The sequence below is a fragment of the Pseudomonadota bacterium genome (genome assembly GCA_018823285.1).
Classification (GTDB): domain Bacteria; phylum Desulfobacterota; class Desulfobulbia; order Desulfobulbales; family JAGXFP01; genus JAHJIQ01.
Genome location: JAHJIQ010000011.1, coordinates 1 through 19,437 on the forward strand (window position 1 = coordinate 1; position 19,437 = coordinate 19,437).

Genomic DNA, 19,437 nt, shown 5'->3' on the forward strand with positions numbered 1-19,437 from the left:
CCGATTCAGTAGCGCCGCCTCTTCAACCTGGGACAGCTCATACACCGTTTCACCGGTCTCGCTCTTGATTTTGGGGAACATCGCCGGCTGCACCTGCTCGTTCTCGGCCAACCCTCGCGCATCAATGATCAGCCACGGCTGATCCCCGTCATCCAGTTCCGCCCTCGGTTTCAAGGGGCGGACCGGGAAATCCCGCCATGAAGGTTCACTGCCGAAATGATCCAGAAGCTTGGCGGTAAGGCCGGATACCCCTTTCATCAAAGCGACGTTGATCACCTCGAAATAAGGATCGGGGACATTGTCGACAAAGGTGCTCTGAATCTGCTTGTCCTGCAGGAAAGCGTTGAGTTTGATCGTAACCCTGCCGCTGCCGATGGTTTCGAGGGTCCGGCGGTCGTCGAGGTGAATCCCGGCCGCAAGTTTGACGATGCTCGCCGATGCCAGCAGGTTGGCAGCCCCCTGCGCCCTCGGTTTCGAATTGTTGTTGCCGCTCAGATAACCGCGCCCGACACCATAGATGAGCCCCTGATCCCAGTCGATCCAGCCGTTGGCATGCTTTTCGATGTATGCGCTGAATCGACTGGCATCTACACTGGCGGATATGGCCGGCAGACAGAAAAGACAGAGGGCAACCAGAGAAGCCACCCTCACAAAACGACGATTGATCTTCTGCGGGCGATAGCTGCTGATCATAACGTCTCCCTTGGGCCTTGAGGCCGACTTTGGTTAGACCCTCCGGTCTGTGGACTCTCCGCCGGGAAAATACTTGAGGCAGAGCATTATCATTGCAATCATCCGGGAGCGGTCGAGGGTCATATCCAGCTCCGCAGGGTTGGTTTAATGATCAGGTCGGAAGCGAGGTCGCCTGATCAAAAAAGTCGGTCACATTATCTTTGTCCTTGGACTCCATCAAGGCAATGGCCGTCCGCGGGTGCTGGTTCAGGGTTCCGGTAACCATGTAGGGAATTGAGTACCCCCAGTCGATTTTCTTGCTCCAGGGGAGGACCTCCTTCTCGATAACTTCAATCAGAGGACGGACGTTGAATTTTGGATTCTTCAGGAAGGAGATCAGAAGTTCAAGCGGGCAGTTTCCCGCGCCCCGGCCGATTCCATACAGGGTCGCATCAAGGAAGTTGACCCCGTTGATGATCGCTGAAATGGTGTTGGCGAAACCGAGCTGCTGATTGTTGTGGCAATGAATACCGATGGTTTTGCCGGGCAGGCTGGTCATATACTTCTTCGCCAGTACATCGATGTGTTCGGAATAGAAGAACCCATAGCTGTCAACCAGATAGATGATCGGCACCCGGCTCTGGGCAAGATCGTTCAAAGCCTCTTCAAGGTCCCGTTCGTTGACGGTGGAAATGGCCATCAGGTTGATGGTCGTCTCATATCCCTTGTCCATGCAATGGTGGGCCAGCGCGATCGCCTTGTCAATCTGGTGGACATAACAGGCGACCCTGATCATATCCAGGGAACTTTCACTGCTGACCACGATATCGTCAAACTCTATCCGGCCGATATCAGCCATCGCCGAGAGCTTGACCTTCTTCTCCCCGTCGCCGATGACCCGCCTCAAGTCCTTTTCCGCACAGAATTTCCAGGGTCCCATCTCATCCCGGGAAAACATCCCCTCCGAACTGAGATAGCCGATCTCCATATAATCAACCCCCGCCTTGCCGAGGGCATGATAGACATTGCGCACGAAATCCTCACTGAACTGCCACTTGTTCATCAAACCGCCATCCCTGACGGTGCAGTCGATCACTTTAATCTGGGGCCTGTACACTTTCCTTTCTCCTTTAATGAATGAAAAAGCCTGTTGGGGGCCGGAACCACGGCCCGATTTATCTTACTCTTAAATATTAATATTTTGCAATGCTGTCGGCGGTCGCTTTTCTGATGGCATTGAGATATTCCCCTACGTTTTTCGCGACGGATTCAAGGTCTTTTTCGGCCATTGCCGCCCGGCCGAAAAGGGAATTCCCTATTCCCACCCCTGCCGCGCCGCAGGCAAAATAGTCGCCGATATTGTGAATATTCACCCCGCCGACGGCGATCATCGGGATCTGGTCAAAAGGGCCCCTCAACTCCCTGATATATTCCGGACCCACAACACCACAGGGAAACACCTTGACCATCTCCGCTCCCGCAGACCAGGCGGTATACACCTCGGTGGGAGTAAAAGCCCCCGCTATGACCGGCACACCTTTCTTCCCGGCAAATTCAATAACCCGGACACTGGTGTTAGGTGTCACGAGAAACATCGCTCCGCAGTCAATTGCCGCACGAGCCTCCTCAAGACACCGGACGGTGCCCATCCCGAGGTACCTGTCGGCCGGGACATCTCCCCGGCAGCCCGCGACAATATCAACAGCGCCCGGGGTATTCATGGTTATTTCCATGGCCTGAAGACCGGCGCCAAAGGCAACCGCCATCAGCTCCCTGAAAAAAGAGCCTTCCACCCCCCGCAGGATTCCAATCACAGGAACATCAAGTTGCATGACAGATCCAGTTTACGTTAAATCACGGCAAAATCAGCGCCGAAACCGCCATCCCGGTAGTAAATCAGTAGTATGCTCCCGGTGAAATTCCTTGACTTTTCAAGGTCATCAGGCAAATATCACCCTGCTACCACACTGTGGCAGCACCTCCCGGGAGCGCGGCTCCGGGCAGACAGATTAGCCTCTGCAACGGCACGGGTCAAGCAGGAAATCGGAAAATCAATTCAATCGAGCGCCAGAATAATGCCGGAAAAACAAGTTATTATCCAAAACGCCCTTGAAGCGATCATCACCGTCAACCAGGCCGGAGTCATCACCTCCTGGAACACCGCGGCGGAAAACATCTTCGGCTGGACCGAAAAGGAAGCCCTTGACCGAAAATTTTCCGAAGTGATCACCAACGGTTCCGGTCCCATACTCCCCGGGATCACCGACAATGTCGGGAGCCTCCAGGTTGAAAAAAAAATCAATCATAAAGACGGCCGCAAGGTTGCCGTCGAACTGCTGGTCACCGACGTCTCCACCGAAAAAAGTCCGCTGCTGGCTGTATTTGCCAGGGACATTTCCAAACGATGGGAAAGGGAAAAGAGGCTGAACCGCTCCCTCAACGACCAGCAGATCGTCAACGCCCTGCTCAATGTGTCACTGATGGCCGGATCGATGGAAGACCAGCTGGAACTGATTCTTGAGCTGATCCTGTCGATTAAAACCATCAAACTCCTGCCCAGCGGAGCGATTCTTCTGGTTGAAGACAATCCTGAAACCCTGGTGCTAAAAGTCCAGCGAGGATTCTCGGCGCAGCAGATCGCAACCTGCAGCCAGGTCCCTTTCGGCACCTGTCATTGCGGCAGGGCGGCACGCTCCGGCGAGATCCAGTTTGTCGAATGTATCGACAGCAGTCATGATTTCACCTTCGACAAGATGAAACCCCACGGCCATTACTGTGTCCCGATCAGATACGAGGGCAGAGTCCTTGGTGTGATCGCCCTGTACATTGAAGAAGGCCACCGGCAGGACGGCCAGGAACTGGAAACCCTTTCCGCGATCGCCAACGTCCTGGCCGGGATTCTCGCCAGGAAAAAAATGGATACCCAGCTGGTCGAACTTGTCGACAGCCTCAAGCTGACCATCAGAGACCTCGACAACCAGAAAAAATTCAACGAATCGGTTATCGGCAGCCTCGATCGCGGGCTGATGATCCTTGACAAGGAAGGGCGGATTGAAAAAACAAACCCCGCCGGAGAACTGTTGATTAGATCCTTTTATAACGATGACCCTCTGGGCCGAACGCTTGCCGAAGTCATCGGAAAAACTGCCGCCGAACAGATCAGAAAGGGGGAAGGGCAGAACCGGTTTGAGCGGGCGGAAATATCGCTGAAAACCAGAACTTCAGGTTCCGGCAAGAAAATATTCGAATACACCACCGTGCCGCGGGAAGATGCTTCCGGGCAGGAACAGGGGACGATCATCACCTTGAAGGATGTCACGGACCTGAAAAAGATCCAGGCGGAGATGGAAAAGATGAACCGCTTCAGCACCATTGCCGAGATCGCCTCCGCAGTGGCCCACGAAGTGAGAAACCCCCTGGCCGGAATCAGGACCATGTCCCAGGCGATCGACGAACAGCTGCCCGCAGGAGACGACAAGAAAGAATATATCCAGCGGGTGATCAAGCAGGTGGACCGGCTCAATATCCTCCTCACCGATTTCTTCACCTATGCCAGGCCCCCGGAGCCCAAGCAGGTGAAAATTTCGCTGAAGAAAATCATGGATGATATCAAGCCCCTGGTCAGCTCCCGGATCAGCAAATGCCGGATTGCCCTGCAGGAAAGCTACCAGCCAAAACTCCCCGACATCATGGTCGACCCGAACCAGATCCAGCAGGTTTTCTTAAACCTGATGCTGAACGCCATCGATGCCATCAAGCAGGGCGGCACCATCAGCGTCAAAGCGGAATCTTACAATGGCGGCAAGCATCCGTTCGATACCGATCTCTTCCCGTGGCTGCTGGAACACAAAAACTTCGTATCGGTTCATTTCAGTGATGACGGCTGCGGGATTCCCGACGAGATCTCCGACAAGGTCTTCGAACCATTTTTTACCAACAAACACGACGGCTCAGGCCTCGGGCTGTCAATTGTTTATCGGATCCTGAAAGAGAACAACGCCGGGATTTACATCGACCGGAACCGGAAAAAAGGTGCAACCTTCATTCTTTTTTTCAGTGTATGATAGCCCATGGCAAAAGTTCTGATCATAGAGGATTCGGAAGACATCAGACTGGTATTGTCCGATCTGGTGAGAAAGGAAGGGTACACCCCCTTTGCGGCGGGCTCCGGCGAAGAAGGGCTGCAAATCCTCGGCAGCCAGGTGATCGATCTGGTCTTCCTCGACATCGGTCTGCCCGATGCGAACGGCATCGAACTGCTCACCCCGATCCATGAGACGGCGCCGGACGTGGACGTGGTCATGCTGACCGGGATGAACGATGCCAGATCCGCGGTGAATTCCCTAAAAGGGGGCGCCGTCGACTATATTATCAAGCCCTTCGAACTCCTTGAGTTCAGACATATCCTGACCCGGCTGATCGCAGGCCGACTCTCCTTCAAGCAGGCCGCCCTGCACGCCAGGGAAACCAACAAAACGGACAATATGCTGGGAAATTCACCGGGCATGGTCCGCCTCAGAGCCGAGATTGAGACCGCCGCCCGGGTCAAGGCGCCGGTTCTGATCACCGGTGAAACCGGGACCGGCAAGGAACTTGTCGCCCGAGCAATCTACCGGCAATCTCAATCCGGAGAAGGGGTTTTTGTCAAGATTGACTGCGGCACCCTCTCTCCCGCGATCATGGAATCAGAGCTTTTCGGCCATGAAAAAGGCGCCTTTACCGATGCCAGGGAATCCCGTAAGGGCCTGGTGGAAATGGCCGACGGCGGCACCCTGTTCCTCGACGAGATCGGCAACCTGCCGCTTGATCTGCAGCCCAAATTGTTGAGACTTATCGAGGAATCAACCTTCAGAAAGGTCGGCGGCGCAAAAGACATTCAGGTCAATGTCAGGATCATTGCGGCCACCAATGTTTCCATTGCCGAAGAGATTCGGACCGGACGTTTCCGCGATGATCTCTACTACCGGCTCAATGTGCTGAATATTCAGATTCCACCGCTACGAGACCGGGGTGATGACGTCCTCCTCCTGGCTGCGATTTTTCTCGATACCTTTTCCCGGGAGATGAAGAAAAAGATCAGGGGCTTTACCCCCGATGCGGAAAAGGAGATCCGGGACCATGACTGGCCGGGCAATGTGAGAGAGCTGAAAAATCATATTGAGCGCGGAGTCATCTACTGCAACGGTGACCGCCTGCACAGCACCGGACTGAAGAAAAAGATGCCCACCTCACAGGATGAGGAAAGACTGACCCTGCAGGAAATGGAAACCCTGCATATCCGAAAAGTGCTCCAGGCAACCGGCAACAATAAGTCCCAGGCGGCACGCATCCTCGACATTTCCAGAACCACCCTGCGGGAAAAACTCAACCGTTGATCGGATTCCGGCCACCTGGTCGAAATCTGATCACCCGACCCTGGCCCTGCCCCGGACCACCCATCTCCCCACTTGTCCTTGAACACCAGCAAGCATCTGAAATCATTGGATAAAAACAAAATGTATCCCGCCCATACAACCGTGGCACGATAGTTGATATTGTATCTCCACTGTCCGGGAATGACCCCGACGAATTCAGATTCATTTCAACTCAAGAATGGGTATCGGCGTGAGCGACAAAACCGTCAAGAAAAAGATCCTGATCGTTGATGATGAAGAAGACATGATCTGGTCTCTGCAGAAAAACCTCAACAATGAAAACCTGCAGGCTGAGATCATGACCGCCTCGTCCGGAGAAGAAGCTCTGGAGATTCTCAACAGCCGAAGAATTGATCTGGTCATTACCGACATCAAAATGCCGGGGATCAGCGGTCTCGATCTCCTGATCGAGATCAAGAACCGTTATACCTACACCTCGGTCATCATCATGACCGCCTTTCCATCCACGGAATTCAAAAAGGAGGCGATCCTGCGCGGCAGCCTCCATTTCATCGAAAAACCCTTTGACATTAATGCGTTGCGAGACATGGTGGCCCATGCCCTGCGCGAAGACAACATGTTCAAGGGAACCGTCTCCGGGGTCGGGCTGACCGATGTCATCCAGATCAAGGGGATGTCGAGGGTCACTTCTGCTTTACGGGTCAAGGATGGAGAGCAACAGGGAATCATCTATTTTGATGAAGGGCAGATCATTCATGCAATCTGCGACGATCTGGAAGGCGAGGAGGCTTTTTATCGAATACTGGAATTCAAGGGCGGGGTTCTTGACTCGATGAATGTCTCCAACTTCCCGTCCCGAACCATCGACCTGCCGATAGAGGCCTTGCTGATCGAGGGCGCCAGAAGGTTCGATGAAGCGAATGCCGGCATAAGCCGGAAAGATGAGGAGTTCAACCTTGCCGGACTGGATAAGGCGGAAGACCTGTTCGTTTCGGCAAATAATAAAGCCCGCACCCCCATCAAGGAGCCAACCAAAAAAGATGGCGGGAAAAAGCATATCAACCACGAGGAGGATGAGGTAATGGCAGAACTAAAAGATGTATTGACTGAATTCACCAACATACCGGGGGTCAACACTGCCTGCCTGGTCGGTCGGGACGGCTTTCTGCTCGACAGCATCGCCATCTCCGGCATAGACACCGAAATGATCGGGGCCATCGCTTCAAGCGGTTTCGGCGCTTCCGAGTCGATGGGCGCCCAGCTGGGCAAAGGCGGGATGAGCATGAGCATGATCGAATACGACAACGGCCCGGTGATGCTGTCACCCATCGGCGAAGAGGCCTTTCTGGTGATCGTGGCCGAAAAGGAAGCCAACCTCGGGATGATCAGGCTGAAGATCAAAAAGCATTCCCGGGAAATTGCAAGCACCGCTGCGATCTGATCCGGTCGGTAACAGCAGCCGGGGATCGCTGGGAACAGGAACTCCTGTCGCCGGCAGGCATCCTCTCTGCCGACCCTGACACATGACCCATACCGCACGCCGACACCCGGGGCAAATCAACAGTGGGCATCGATTTTGCCGGAGAGAAAAACCCGATAATCCTGCTCGGAAACAGGCAGGAGACACCTGGAGAAACATATCATGGCTGAAGGAAAAATACTGGACATAGCACATATCAGCTTCCTTGACATGATCAAGGTAATGATCACCATGAGCGGAGCCGCGGCAGCAAAGGGCACGTTGATCAGAAATGCGATCAACACTGCGGAAAAGATCCACGAAACCGCATATGACACCTTTGAAGATTTTCTGGCCGCCATTGAAAAGTCGACAAACCCGATCACCCAGGTTGAAGGAAAGGCCTCGCACCAGGGAGAATTCGTCTTCGGCCTGGAAAAATGCCCGTTCGGACCATCGATTCAGAACTACACCGGTGTTTTTGAAAAACTGCCGGACGGCTATGCCGATTTCACCACCGAATTCAATAAACCAAGCAAGGTGACCGACATGTACCGGGTCGGCGAGGGCGCCGGAGTAAGTCCCTTCTGTTCCGTCCACCAGCCCATGCGAAGCGCCATTGCCGAGAAAATAAAAATCGGCGGCAAAAAAATCAGGATCTACCAGCTCGGCTGTAAAGCCGGTTCGGGCAAGAAGGGTTTTGCCGAAAAATGGATTGCGGAAACGGGGGTGGACAAGTCGATCGTTGACAAAACCCTGGACAACCATATGTGCTGTTATTATCTGAAAATCGAGGAATGATTCCGGCCGAATGGGTTTGCAAACGCCGGGGAGGAACACTGTGACCACAAGAATAACCGTTGCCAGCCACAAGGGCGGAGTCAGCAAGACCACAACTACCCTGAATCTCGGGTATGCCTTGAGCATGCTCGGGAAAAAGGTTCTCCTGGTGGACAGCGACCCCCAGGGAGGAATCGGCGTCGCCTGTAACTTAAGATTTACCACGGTCAAAGGGCTGGTCACGATTTTAAAGGGAGAGGCGACTTTTCCTGAAGTCCGGGTTTTTATTGATGCCTCTGAAAACCTGGCGGTAATCGGCACCGGCATCGAAGCGCCTGAGGATATTTCCTTCTTCGAGGAGCAGGCGCAATCAGGCCGTCTCCGGGAACTTCTGAATACCGACCTTGCGGAGTTCGACTACGTTTTGTTTGACGCCCCGGTCGGTGTCGGCCTGATCACCAGAGAGCTGCTGGCGGCCAGTGACTCCTTCATCCACGTGATCAACTGCCGGGCCAGTACCATCAAATCCGTGGCCAGGCTTCTGCAGCTCTTCGTCTGGATCAGAAAAACCATAAAACCCGGCTTGAAGCTCGCCGGAATCCTGGTCTCGATGTATGACGAAAAAAACGGGGTAGAGAAAAGATACCTGAAGCTGCTCAGGTCGAGACTTCCCTTAAGCCTTTTTTTCAAAACCATGCTCCCCTACGACACTCTGTATGACAAGGCCAGTGTAAAGGCGCTGCCGGTTGCTAAAATGGCGGGAGGGAAAAAACTGGCAGCCCTGTATGAGGCGCTGGCAGGGGAGATCATCGCTGGAAAAAGTGGCGGGGCGAAAGTTGATGAAACCCTGACGGATTCGATCCTGAGTGATCATGAACTTGAGCGGGATCTGGCCGGAGGCAGGAACGGGGCGGATATTGTCTGGGTTGACCGACGCAGCGATCAGCTGAAAAGAATCCTCGGTGATCTGTGCGAAAAGGGGTTATGCCATGGAGCGCTGCTGGCCGACGAGATGGGTTTTCTCCTCGCTGAATACAACAGCCCGCTTGGCGGTGAAACGCTGGCAACCTACAGTTCGGTCCTTGGCGAATCGCTCATTAAAGCGGGCTCGATTCTTGAAATGCCCGACGCGAACAACCTGGTAATGGACCTGAACGAGTCGGACAAACTCATTCTCCACTGGTGCTCCATCCTCGATGAACGTTACTACCTGATCACCATCTGCCCGCAGGAACACGAAGCGCTCGGAGAAATCGAACAGGCCGCCAACCAGATAGTGGAAGAACTTTCCGCCTGATCATGACAAAAAAAGGCCGCCCCAGCCAAATGAACAAGGGCGGCCGCTTGATAAACCAGTCTCCGGTGGATCCGATTACCGCTGAATCGCCACCACCTTCTGGAATTTTTCCGCATCAACCAATTCACGGTGCCCCAACATCTTTTCAAATTTGATGTGGACCGAGTAGTCATCCTTGTCGTCACTTCCGGGGCCGTTAAACCTTACCCCCAGGGCAAGCCCCAGCCTCTCGACATAAGACATGGTCGGGGGCATGCTGAATTTCACATGCAGCCTTCTTCCCAACAGCAACTGCGCGTGAGTACGATCTTTCACGTTGATATGGAACGAAACGCCACCCACCGAAACATCACCCATATTCCCGCGCAGGGTCTTGCCGATCGGCACCCCTTCTTCATTGACCAGCTTGATCAGCACTCTGCCCGGCAAACCGACCCGTTTCTGGGTCCGCCGATCCATGGCATTTTTTTTCAGAAGATCGTGGACCTTGGTTTCCTTGTCCGAAAAACTGCGCACCTTCGCTTCGAGTTCCGGTGCGGTGTGCCGCCACCGGTTTAATGTGTCTCGATCGAGATACTGCATTTTCACCTTGTCGATTGCCACCAGACTCGTTGTGCAAAGCGAGGCGTCAAAAAACGTATCTTCCCCGGCAATATTCCCCGGAGCCACTTTTTTGATAAAAATCTCCCGGTTGTCCTTGGTATAGAGATGTTTGGCCTGGCCGGAGTTGCAGAAATAGAGATTTGAATTATTGCCTCCCTGTTCAAATATCGCCTGCCCGGGACGAAAAACCACATCCTGCATATCGTTGAAAAGAGTATTCGCTTCGTCGATGGTCAGCTTGTCATAAAGCTTGGCCCAGATCTCCATATGCCCCTTATCGGAAGGGCTGGTGCGGGCCCGCTCGATAATTTCATGGGCCTTGATCGCCTCGGTAAGGGCCATCGGGTCTACGGAAATTATCTTCTCCCGAAGGGTTTCCGCAGTTTCGAAGTCCTGACCCTGGGCGTATTTGGTGATGAGAAAGAGAAGTGATTTTATCGCTTCGTCGGTGTTTCCTTCCCGGATATGCTTGGCAACAAGCTCTTCGTGTTTGCTGATGACATCCGCATTCTTTTTCATAGGCAGGTCTTTTTGATAATCAGTACTTTTTGGCTGAATATATATCGAAAGAAATCTTTACACAAACATTTTGTTATCAATCTATTTCCCACGCCGCCTGGACACTATTCATTGAGTCACGAACGTCGACGTCTTGTCAAATTTATTATGTAGCAACATCCGGGCCATCCGAAAAAATTGAATCAAACTACGTAGATTTTACTGATACCATTGAATATTTCAATATACAAGCATCAGATATCTGAAGAATCATTTATAAATGTTGACAATTTTTGGCCGAAACGGCTATCTGTCTGACAATATTTGGTGCAGCACAGGATATTCCTGGAGTTTTTATAATGCGGAGGAACACATGGCGGCAGAAGGCAACAAGATCATCTACTCGATGATCCGGGTGAGTAAATTCTTTAACAAAAAACCGGTTCTCGAAAACATCTCGCTCTCCTATTTTTACGGGGCGAAGATCGGGGTTCTGGGACTGAACGGTTCAGGCAAAAGTTCGCTGTTGAAAATTCTGGCCGGGGTGGACCAGGAGTTTAACGGCGAAATCCATCTTTCCCCCGGCTACACCATCGGTTTTCTGGAACAGGAACCAAATCTTGATCCCGGAAAAACGGTCAGGGACATTGTCGAGGAAGGGGTCCAGGAAACCGTGGATCTGCTGGCCGAGTTCAACCGGATCAACGAACAGTTTTCCGAACCGATGTCCGATGACGAAATGAATGCCCTCATCGAAAAACAGGGCAAGGTGCAGGACAAACTGGATGCTCTCGACGCCTGGGATCTGGATTCCAAGCTGGAAATGGCCATGGACGCTTTGCGCTGCCCTCCTGGCGACACTTCGATCAAAATTCTTTCCGGCGGCGAGAAAAGAAGGGTCGCCCTCTGCCGTCTGCTCCTGAAAAAACCGGACATTCTCCTCCTTGACGAACCGACCAACCACCTGGATGCGGAAACCGTCTCCTGGCTCGAACAACACCTGCAGCGCTACCACGGCACGGTCATCGCGGTCACCCACGACCGGTACTTCCTCGACAACGTGGCCGGCTGGATCCTCGAACTCGACCGGGGCCGCGGTATTCCATGGGAAGGGAACTACTCTTCATGGCTCGACCAGAAACAGAAACGACTGGCCCTGGAGGAAAAGCAGGAATCCGACCGGCAGAAAACCCTGCAGCGGGAGCTGGAGTGGATCAGGATGAACCCCAAAGGGCGGCACGCCAAGGCTAAAGCCAGGATCACCGCCTACGACAAGTTGCTGGAAGAAGCAGGCCAGGACAAAGTGCGTGACTTGCAGATCTATATCCCGCCCGGTCCACGCCTCGGCAAACTGGTCATCGAAGCTGACAAGGTGAGCAAGGCCTATGGCGATCGTCTGCTGGTCGAGAACATGACCTTTTCCCTTCCCCCCGGCGGTATTGTCGGGGTCATCGGCCCGAACGGCGCCGGCAAGACCACCCTGTTCAGAATGATCACCGGTCAGGAAACCGCCGACTCAGGCTCATTCAAGATCGGCGACACCGTCACCCTCGCCTATGTGGACCAGAGCAGAGATGACCTCAATCCAGAACATACGATCTGGCAGGCAATCACCGGCGGCAGCGAGACCCTGATGCTCGGCAACCGCGAGGTCAACTCCAGGGCCTACGTGGCGCGTTTTAATTTTTCCGGCACCGAGCAGCAGCAGAAAGTAGGGCTCCTGTCGGGAGGGCAGCGCAACCGGGTCCACCTGGCGAAGATGCTCAAGGAAGGCGCCAACGTCATTCTGCTCGACGAGCCGACCAACGATCTTGACGTCAACACCCTGCGCGCCCTGGAGGAAGCGCTGGAGAATTTCGGCGGCTGCGCCGTGGTGATCAGCCATGACCGCTGGTTTCTGGATCGAATCGCCACCCACATCCTCGCCTTCGAGGGCAACAGCCAGGTGGTGTACTTCGACGGCAACTACTCAGAATATGAGGAAGACCGCAAGGCCCGCCTCGGCCACGAGGCAGACCAGCCCCACCGGATCAAATACCGGCACCTGACCAGATAACAAGAGATCAAGAAATGAAGCGAAAGCGGCTCAGGGGAAAACTTGAACCGCTTTCGCTTTTGAATCAGCTAAATATAAAAGTTCCCCTCGTAATCTTGCTCCGTTTTTCATGTCAGACACATTTCCACAATACCAATCACGGGTGGACCAGTCGGCTTCCCAGCTGATAGTACTTTTTGAAGATGTCCACCGGTACCTCGGTCTGCCAGTGGCCGGTAGCAAGAGCAATTGCCCAGATCAGCAGAAAGAGAGACACCACCGCAACCGGAAGCAGAAACGGCGACAGACGTATACTGCAGTAAACCGACACCGTCAGGCAATCGGGCACCGGGCAGGTGGCAATGCATTCCAGGCAGCCGATGCATTCCGGACTCCATACCGAAATCCGGTTGCTGACCGGAATGGAACCGGGGCATTTTTTTTCGCATCTTTTACAATCGATACAGGTTTCCTGATCCCGCCTGACCCGCACCGGGCTGACCAAGGCGATTATCCCGAGCAATGCGCCATACGGACAGAGATACCGGCACCAGAAATTGCGCAGAAAAAAGGATGCCGCAACCAGGAAGGACATCACCCAGATGGTGAGAGCGGTCGGCTCCAGAAAAAAAAGCAGCATCTTGGCATCAACCGCCATATTGTACGGGGAGCGGTTAAAGCCTTCAATGGATCGCACGTCCATCTTGACCAGAATCAGAAAGGCAAAAAAACCGAGCAGCAGATATTTCATCGCCAGCAGCTGATAGTCGAGCCAGACTGGAGGCTTCCAGAGGATTTTCAGTTTCAGGGCGAGCTTCTCCGCCTGATGGGAGACAAAACCCACCGGACAGATCCAGCCACAAAATCCTTTCCGGAAAAAAAAGGCGAGCAAAATAGCGGCTATAAAAATGGTCAGCCCGGCCGGATGGATGTGATCATACACCCCGGTCAGAAAAAACCGCTTCAAGCTGACCAGGGCGCCGATGGGCAGAAAAGCCTCAACGGCTGGAGGCCTGGGAACATACGACTCGGATCGTCCCATCGCCCAGAGATAAAAAAGGTAAAACCGGTACCCGGAATACAGGCAGAACAGGGCAAAGGACGCCTGGACGATAACCCGGAGCCTGGTCAACCCGGCTGTTTTCATTAAATCCTTGATAGTCACTGATCGCCTCCAAATTTTCCTCCCATTATAGTGAAGGACGGGCGCAAAAAACCTTGACCTGGGTCAGGAAATTGAGCGAGGCCTACAATAACCCCTGCTCGCCAAGCTCCTTGAAAAATTGCCGGTCGACTTCCAGGATATGTTTTTTGAGCCATTGGATCAGATAGTTCAAGGTGTCAGCCGATACCTTCTTGTCCTTCCGGAAAGCGAAGACCAGCTCCATGCATTTTTTGGTGAAATCCCAGTGCGCCATGAAGTGATCTTTAAAATCAGCATGCTTTTCCAGATAAAGCTGTTCGCTTTTGAAATGCTCCTCCGCATAGCCGGCCATGTCCACCAGCACATGGCCGATGATATCTTCTTCCCGACCATCGGCCACCGCCCGGCCAAGAATATTGACCAGTTCAAAAAGGCGCTGGTGCTGCCGGTCAATCTCTTCAACGCCTACCCCGTAAGAGTCGTTCCACTCCAAAGTTTCCATAACCACTGATGTCCTCGCTTTTCCTAGAGGTTAATTGTAACCCGCCCGCCATGAACCCTGTCAGGGCAACAGGCCGAGATCCGCCATTTCCAGAAAATATTCCCTGTCGACGTGAATAACATGCTTCAGCAGCCAGTTTACCAGAAAATCCGCCATCTCCCTGCCGGCAGATTCCCTGCTTTCCTGGAACATTTTCACCAGTTCCATATTCTTCCTGGTAAACTCCCAGTGCATCAGGTAATGCTCCTTGAATCGGGGGTGTTTCTCAAGATAGAGCTGTTCGGCCCTGAAATGGCAATCCACATAATTGGTCATTTCGTTGAGGAGATGCTCGACAATATCCGCATCAAGACTTTCCCGGACTGCATTCAGAAGATTGTTGATTTCCTCGAACAGCTTCCGGTGCTGTTCATCAATTTCTTCAATTCCCACCCGGTAAGAATCATTCCACAGAATATAACTGTTCAACAGCACCCTCCTTGAACTGATTGCCGAACCGAACCGGGAAGAAGAGCCAGGAACGGCATCATGATGTACAAAGTATAGAGAATGCCCCGTACAGAGTCAAAAAAATTCATCAGCGCCATGCAACAAAGGCCTCTGAATCCACCAGGGGGTCAGGAGGCGGCTTCAACCTTGAACTTGCAATGATTTAATGGTAAAAAAGCCGCTTACCTCATAGCCTTGGTCGTTACACGCTCGTGTTCAACGACCGGCTGCAAGCCAATCATATCCAGACAGGAGCCAAAAGTGACGCAGCAAGAATCTTCGCCGGAGACGCTCTGGCTTTCAGGGAACGAGGCCCTGGCTTTGGGAGCCCACGAAGCCACGGTCAAAGTCGCCTCCGGGTACCCCGGAACCCCTTCCACGGAAATACTCGAAAACCTGACCGGCTACGACAATGTCTATACCGAGTGGGCCCCCAACGAAAAAGTGGGCCTGGAAGTGGCCATCGGCGCCTCGTTTGCCGGAGTCCGCGCCCTGGCCACCATGAAACACGTGGGACTAAACGTGGCCGCCGATCCCCTTTTCACCGCCTCGTATACCGGGGTGCGGGGAGGCTTGGTCATTATCGTGGCCGACGATCCCACCATGCACAGCTCCCAGAACGAGCAGGACAGCCGCAATTACGCATGGGCCGCCAAGCTGCCGATGCTGGAGCCGTCGGATCCGGCCGAGGCCAAAGAGTACCTGAAGCAGGCCTATGAGATCAGCGAGGAGTTTGACACCCCGGTCCTTCTACGAAGCTGCACCAGGGTGGCCCATGTCAAAGGCATCGTCGCATCCGGCCCGATTACCGCCTCAAAAGTGACTCCCGGAATTGAAAAAATGCCGGCAAAGTTTGTCATGCTGCCCGCCAACGCCAGACAGCGCCGTCTGGCTGTGGCCGAACGGATGGAAAAACTCGCCTTGATGGCAGACCACTCGTCTCTCAACACCATTGAATGGGGTGATAAAAAACGGGGCATCATCGCCGCCGGCACCTCGTATCTGTACGCGAAGGAAGCCTTCCCGGAGGCCTCCTTCCTAAAGCTCGGACTGGTCAACCCCCTTCCTCAATCCCTGATCAAAGAGTTCGCATCGAAAGTAAAAGAGCTGATCGTCATTGAAGACCTCGATCCGTTCCTTGAAACGCAGATCAAAGCCATGGGCATCAAATGTCACGGCAAGGACATGATCCCGGCCATCGGGGAATTGACCACCGCCGTTGTCCGCACGGGGGTGAGCGGGAAAGCGGGGAAAACGGATTTCGCTCCCGTCGAACTGGTCCCCAGACCGCCCAACATGTGCGCAGGATGTCCGCACCGCGGGCTGTTCTACAACCTGAACCGTCTCAAGGTGTTCGTCTCAGGAGACATCGGCTGCTACACTTTGGGTTTTCTGCCGCCTCTTTCCGCCATGGATTCCTGTGTCTGCATGGGCGCGAGCATCGGCGTGGCCCACGGCATGGCCAAGGCCCTCGGTGACGAGGGCAAAGGCAAGATCGTCGCGGTGCTGGGCGATTCGACCTTTATCCATTCCGGGATCACCGGGCTGATCAATACCGTGTACAACAAGGATTATTCCACGGTCATCATCCTCGACAACCGGATCACCGCCATGACCGGCCACCAGCCGAACCCCGCCTCCGGCTCCACCCTGATGGGCGAGCCGGCCAACTCGATCAACTTTGAAGAACTCTGCCGCGCCATTGGCGTGAAACACGTCCGGACGGTCAATCCGCAGAACATCAAGGAAACCCATGACGCGCTGAAAGAGGAGATCGAGCGGGATGAGCCGTCGGTCGTTATCACCCGTTTCCCATGTGTCCTGATCCCGGAAGAAAAGAAACGAAAGAAAATTCCCCTGCACTCTAATACCGACAACTGCACGGGCTGCACCGCCTGCCTGCGGATCGGCTGCCCGGCCATTCACTGGGAACCGCTCACCGCCGAGGAAGTTGCGGCACGGGGAGGCAAAAAAGCCCAGAAGGGAATTTCAAGAATAGATGAGGTGATGTGCGTCGGCTGCGGCCTCTGTAAGCAGCTCTGTAAATTCGATGCGATCGTCGACGGGGAGGAGAAATCATGAAGAACAGCGGCAACATTCTCCTCTGCGGGGTCGGCGGCCAGGGAATCCTGCTGGCCAGTGAACTCATTGCCTTTGCCCTGCTGGCCTCCGGAATGGACGCCAAGAAAAGCGAAGTTCACGGCATGGCCCAGCGGGGAGGCTCGGTGGAAGCGCATCTGCGCTACGGCAAAAAAGTGTACTCGCCGCTGATCGAACCGGGCACCGCCGACGTCCTGATCGCCCTCGAAACCATGGAAGCAATGCGCTATCTGCCTTATCTGCACCAGGGCAGCACGGTGATCATCAACACCCAGAAGATCATGCCCCCGGCCGTCGCCACCGGCAAAACCGAATACCCGGCCGATATTATTTCCGAACTAAAAAAACGGGGTCTGAAAGTCATCCCCATCGACGGCTTCGAAATTGCCAGAAAGGCGGGCAACGTCAAGGCTGCCAACGTTTCTCTGGTCGGCGCCCTCTCAAGCATCCTGCCGATTCCGGAAAAGACCTTCATCAAGGTAATCAACGACAAGATCCCCGCCCGCTTCCTGGAGGCGAACCTTGAAGTGTTCCGGGCAGGCAGGAAAGCGGCAAAAGGGAATGAAGGGTTAAAAATGTAAAGTGAAGAGTTGAGGATGTTACGTATCAACATGCTCGGGACATTTGGAACTTTAGTCCACCCAAGGCATTAACAAGGAGTCTGCAATGATCTGGAATGAACAAGCCGAAACAATGCCCAGGGAGGAGCTCGTGAAAGTACAGCTCTCCCGGTTACAATCCCAGGTGGAAAGGGTCTATGCCACCGTCCCCTATTACCGGCAGAAAATGGATGACGCCGGCGTCGCTCCCGGAGACATCAAGTCCCTGCAGGACATCAGACGGCTGCCGTTCACCACCAAAGAAGATTTAAGAAAAAACTACCCCTTCGGGCTTTTTACCGTTCCCCTGGAACGGGTGGTCCGGATCCATGCCTCTTCCGGCACAACCGGGCAACCCACCGTGGTCGGCTACACCAGGCGGGATATTAAAATGTGGGCCGAGATGATGGCCAGAAGCCTTGCCGCCGCCGGGGTGACCAGAAAAGACGTGGTTCACAACGCCTATGGCTACGGTCTTTTCACCGGCGGGCTCGGCGCCCACTACGGGGCGGAAGAGATGGGCTGCGCGGTGATTCCGATCTCCGGGGGGAATTCCAAGCGGCAGATCACCATCATGAAGGATTTCGGCTCCACGGTGCTGCTCGCGACGCCGTCGTATACCCTGAATCTCGCAGACACCATGGCCGATATGGGCGTTGATCCCTCAGAGTTGAAACTCCGGGTCGGGATCTTCGGCGCCGAACCCTGGAGCGAACAGATGCGCCAGGAGATCGAGAAACGGCTGCAGATCAAAGCCATCGACATCTACGGCCTCTCCGAGGTTCTGGGACCGGGAGTTGCCGTTGAATGTATTGAAGAGCAGAAAGGTCTGCATATCATGGAGGACCATTTCCTGCCGGAAATCGTCGACCGGGACACCTTTGAACCCCTGCCGGTGGGGGAAAAGGGGGAGCTCGTCTTCACCACCCTGACCAAGGAGGCATTCCCGGTCATCCGCTACCGCACCAAGGACATCTGTCAACTGATCCCCGATGTCTGCACCTGCGGCCGCACCTTTTACCGGATGCCGAAGGTCACCGGCCGCACCGACGACATGCTGATCATCCGGGGCGTCAACGTCTTTCCCTCCCAGATTGAAGAGATTCTGATGAAGGTGGAAGGGGTCGAGCCCCATTACCAGATCGTGGTCGAAAGAGAGGGCAACCTTGATTCCATCGAGGTCCAGGTCGAGGTCAGCGAAGATGTCTTCTCGGATGAAGTCAAAATCCTTGAAAAACTGGCCGCGACCATCCGCACCAATATCAAGGACCTGCTGGGAATCTCGAGCCGGATAAAACTGGTTGAGCCGAAAACCATTCAGCGCAGTGAAGGCAAAGCCCAGAGAGTGATCGACAAACGCAAAATCTGACGGAGGCACGAATATGCAGGTACAACAGGTAGCTGTTTTTCTTGAAAACAAATCCGGCCGGCTTGCGGAGATCAGCCATTGTCTGGCCGAAGGCGGGGTGAACATCCGGGCGCTCTCCCTTGCCGATACGGCCGACTTCGGAATCCTCCGGCTGGTCGCCGACAACACCGACAAGGCCAGGACGATCCTCAAAGAGAACGGCTTCACCGTCGGGGTTACCGAGGTGGTGGCCGTGGCCGCTGAAGACAGACCAGGAGGGCTCGACAAGATCCTCCAGGTGGTCAGCAAGGCATCTCTGAACGTCGAATACATGTACGCCTTCACCCAGAAAAGCGGCGAATCGGGGCTTCTGCTGTTCCGGTTCGACAATCAGGAACAGGCCATAGCGGCCTTCACCGGGGCGGGGATCAGGATTTTAAGTGGCGAAGAAGTCCACTCCATGTAATTATAGGGCCTGCTCGGTAGTAAATTGGTATTTTCTTACCTGCAACAGATGCGTTGAAGGGGTTCCATAT

At 54.1% G+C, this 19,437-nt stretch carries 17 protein-coding genes; 10 read left to right on the plus strand and 7 right to left on the minus strand.

Annotated elements, in window-relative coordinates; genetic code table 11:
* From KKG35_03190 to KKG35_03200, 3 genes are all read right to left on the minus strand, one after another.
* On the minus strand, window positions 1-693 hold a 693-nt coding region (locus KKG35_03190; GenBank protein ID MBU1737117.1), incomplete at its 3' end, for a hypothetical protein.
* 151 nt (window positions 694-844) lie between these two features.
* Complete coding sequence (locus KKG35_03195; protein ID MBU1737118.1) at window positions 845-1,789, minus strand: aldolase catalytic domain-containing protein; 945 nt, start codon at window positions 1,787-1,789, stop codon at window positions 845-847.
* Window positions 1,790-1,865: 76 nt separating this feature from the next.
* A complete protein-coding gene (locus tag KKG35_03200; protein ID MBU1737119.1) occupies window positions 1,866-2,504 on the minus strand; it encodes a bifunctional 4-hydroxy-2-oxoglutarate aldolase/2-dehydro-3-deoxy-phosphogluconate aldolase in 639 nt (212 codons plus the stop codon).
* Window positions 2,505-2,747: 243 nt separating this feature from the next.
* Here KKG35_03200 and KKG35_03205 point away from each other — a divergent pair, with 243 nt between their 5' ends.
* The 5 genes from KKG35_03205 to KKG35_03225 all read left to right on the plus strand — a co-directional run bounded on the left by KKG35_03205 (window position 2,748) and on the right by KKG35_03225 (window position 9,583).
* Window positions 2,748-4,736: a PAS domain S-box protein gene (locus KKG35_03205; GenBank protein MBU1737120.1), complete on the plus strand. Its 1,989-nt coding sequence runs from the start codon at window positions 2,748-2,750 to the stop codon at window positions 4,734-4,736.
* 6 nt (window positions 4,737-4,742) lie between these two features.
* Window positions 4,743-6,047, plus strand: a complete 1,305-nt coding sequence (locus KKG35_03210; GenBank protein MBU1737121.1) for a sigma-54 dependent transcriptional regulator — start codon at window positions 4,743-4,745, stop codon at window positions 6,045-6,047.
* Window positions 6,048-6,276: 229 nt separating this feature from the next.
* Window positions 6,277-7,488, plus strand: coding sequence for a response regulator (locus KKG35_03215; protein ID MBU1737122.1), 1,212 nt, complete (start codon window positions 6,277-6,279; stop codon window positions 7,486-7,488).
* Between the two features lie 201 nt (window positions 7,489-7,689).
* Window positions 7,690-8,307, plus strand: coding sequence for a hypothetical protein (locus KKG35_03220; GenBank protein ID MBU1737123.1), 618 nt, complete (start codon window positions 7,690-7,692; stop codon window positions 8,305-8,307).
* A 40-nt stretch (window positions 8,308-8,347) separates the two neighbouring features.
* Complete coding sequence (locus tag KKG35_03225) at window positions 8,348-9,583, plus strand: ParA family protein (GenBank protein MBU1737124.1); 1,236 nt, start codon at window positions 8,348-8,350, stop codon at window positions 9,581-9,583.
* Window positions 9,584-9,658: 75 nt separating this feature from the next.
* Here KKG35_03225 and KKG35_03230 read toward each other — a convergent pair whose 3' ends face one another.
* On the minus strand, window positions 9,659-10,705 hold the full coding sequence (locus tag KKG35_03230) for a cyclic nucleotide-binding domain-containing protein (GenBank protein ID MBU1737125.1): 1,047 nt from the start codon (window positions 10,703-10,705) through the stop codon (window positions 9,659-9,661).
* 352 nt (window positions 10,706-11,057) lie between these two features.
* On the opposite strand from KKG35_03230, the gene ettA reads away from it, so the two are divergent.
* Window positions 11,058-12,740 (plus strand): energy-dependent translational throttle protein EttA, encoded by a 1,683-nt coding sequence (gene ettA / locus KKG35_03235; protein ID MBU1737126.1) that lies wholly within the window; start codon window positions 11,058-11,060, stop codon window positions 12,738-12,740.
* A 136-nt stretch (window positions 12,741-12,876) separates the two neighbouring features.
* Here ettA and KKG35_03240 read toward each other — a convergent pair whose 3' ends face one another.
* The 3 genes from KKG35_03240 to KKG35_03250 all read right to left on the minus strand — a co-directional run bounded on the left by KKG35_03240 (window position 12,877) and on the right by KKG35_03250 (window position 14,833).
* Window positions 12,877-13,866: a 4Fe-4S binding protein gene (locus tag KKG35_03240; protein MBU1737127.1), complete on the minus strand. Its 990-nt coding sequence runs from the start codon at window positions 13,864-13,866 to the stop codon at window positions 12,877-12,879.
* Between the two features lie 100 nt (window positions 13,867-13,966).
* Complete coding sequence (locus tag KKG35_03245; GenBank protein MBU1737128.1) at window positions 13,967-14,365, minus strand: bacteriohemerythrin; 399 nt, start codon at window positions 14,363-14,365, stop codon at window positions 13,967-13,969.
* 60 nt (window positions 14,366-14,425) lie between these two features.
* Window positions 14,426-14,833, minus strand: a complete 408-nt coding sequence (locus KKG35_03250) for a bacteriohemerythrin (protein ID MBU1737129.1) — start codon at window positions 14,831-14,833, stop codon at window positions 14,426-14,428.
* A gap of 282 nt (window positions 14,834-15,115) precedes the next feature.
* On the opposite strand from KKG35_03250, the gene iorA reads away from it, so the two are divergent.
* The 4 genes from iorA (at window position 15,116) to KKG35_03270 (ending at window position 19,367) form a co-directional block, all read left to right on the plus strand.
* Window positions 15,116-16,936 (plus strand): indolepyruvate ferredoxin oxidoreductase subunit alpha, encoded by a 1,821-nt coding sequence (gene iorA, locus KKG35_03255; GenBank protein MBU1737130.1) that lies wholly within the window; start codon window positions 15,116-15,118, stop codon window positions 16,934-16,936.
* Window positions 16,933-17,535: an indolepyruvate oxidoreductase subunit beta gene (locus tag KKG35_03260; GenBank protein MBU1737131.1), complete on the plus strand. Its 603-nt coding sequence runs from the start codon at window positions 16,933-16,935 to the stop codon at window positions 17,533-17,535. Before iorA ends, KKG35_03260 begins: the two co-directional genes overlap by 4 nt.
* Window positions 17,536-17,620: 85 nt before the next feature.
* On the plus strand, window positions 17,621-18,922 hold the full coding sequence (locus KKG35_03265; protein MBU1737132.1) for a phenylacetate--CoA ligase: 1,302 nt from the start codon (window positions 17,621-17,623) through the stop codon (window positions 18,920-18,922).
* A 13-nt stretch (window positions 18,923-18,935) separates the two neighbouring features.
* Window positions 18,936-19,367, plus strand: coding sequence for an amino acid-binding protein (locus KKG35_03270; protein ID MBU1737133.1), 432 nt, complete (start codon window positions 18,936-18,938; stop codon window positions 19,365-19,367).
* Window positions 19,368-19,437 lie beyond the last annotated feature (70 nt).

What these genes read in the sequence shown, in the direction of transcription:
- KKG35_03260 (MBU1737131.1), top strand. Translation starts at nt 16,933, where the DNA reads ATGAAGAACAGCGGCAACATTCTCCTCTGCGGGGTCGGCGGCCAGGGA.
- KKG35_03230 (MBU1737125.1), bottom strand. Translation starts at nt 10,705, where the DNA reads ATGAAAAAGAATGCGGATGTCATCAGCAAACACGAAGAGCTTGTTGCC.
- KKG35_03245 (MBU1737128.1), bottom strand. Translation starts at nt 14,365, where the DNA reads ATGGAAACTTTGGAGTGGAACGACTCTTACGGGGTAGGCGTTGAAGAG.
- KKG35_03270 (MBU1737133.1), top strand. Translation starts at nt 18,936, where the DNA reads ATGCAGGTACAACAGGTAGCTGTTTTTCTTGAAAACAAATCCGGCCGG.
- KKG35_03200 (MBU1737119.1), bottom strand. Translation starts at nt 2,504, where the DNA reads ATGCAACTTGATGTTCCTGTGATTGGAATCCTGCGGGGGGTGGAAGGC.
- KKG35_03220 (MBU1737123.1), top strand. Translation starts at nt 7,690, where the DNA reads ATGGCTGAAGGAAAAATACTGGACATAGCACATATCAGCTTCCTTGAC.
- KKG35_03210 (MBU1737121.1), top strand. Translation starts at nt 4,743, where the DNA reads ATGGCAAAAGTTCTGATCATAGAGGATTCGGAAGACATCAGACTGGTA.
- KKG35_03265 (MBU1737132.1), top strand. Translation starts at nt 17,621, where the DNA reads ATGATCTGGAATGAACAAGCCGAAACAATGCCCAGGGAGGAGCTCGTG.
- ettA (MBU1737126.1), top strand. Translation starts at nt 11,058, where the DNA reads ATGGCGGCAGAAGGCAACAAGATCATCTACTCGATGATCCGGGTGAGT.
- KKG35_03205 (MBU1737120.1), top strand. Translation starts at nt 2,748, where the DNA reads ATGCCGGAAAAACAAGTTATTATCCAAAACGCCCTTGAAGCGATCATC.
- KKG35_03240 (MBU1737127.1), bottom strand. Translation starts at nt 13,866, where the DNA reads ATGAAAACAGCCGGGTTGACCAGGCTCCGGGTTATCGTCCAGGCGTCC.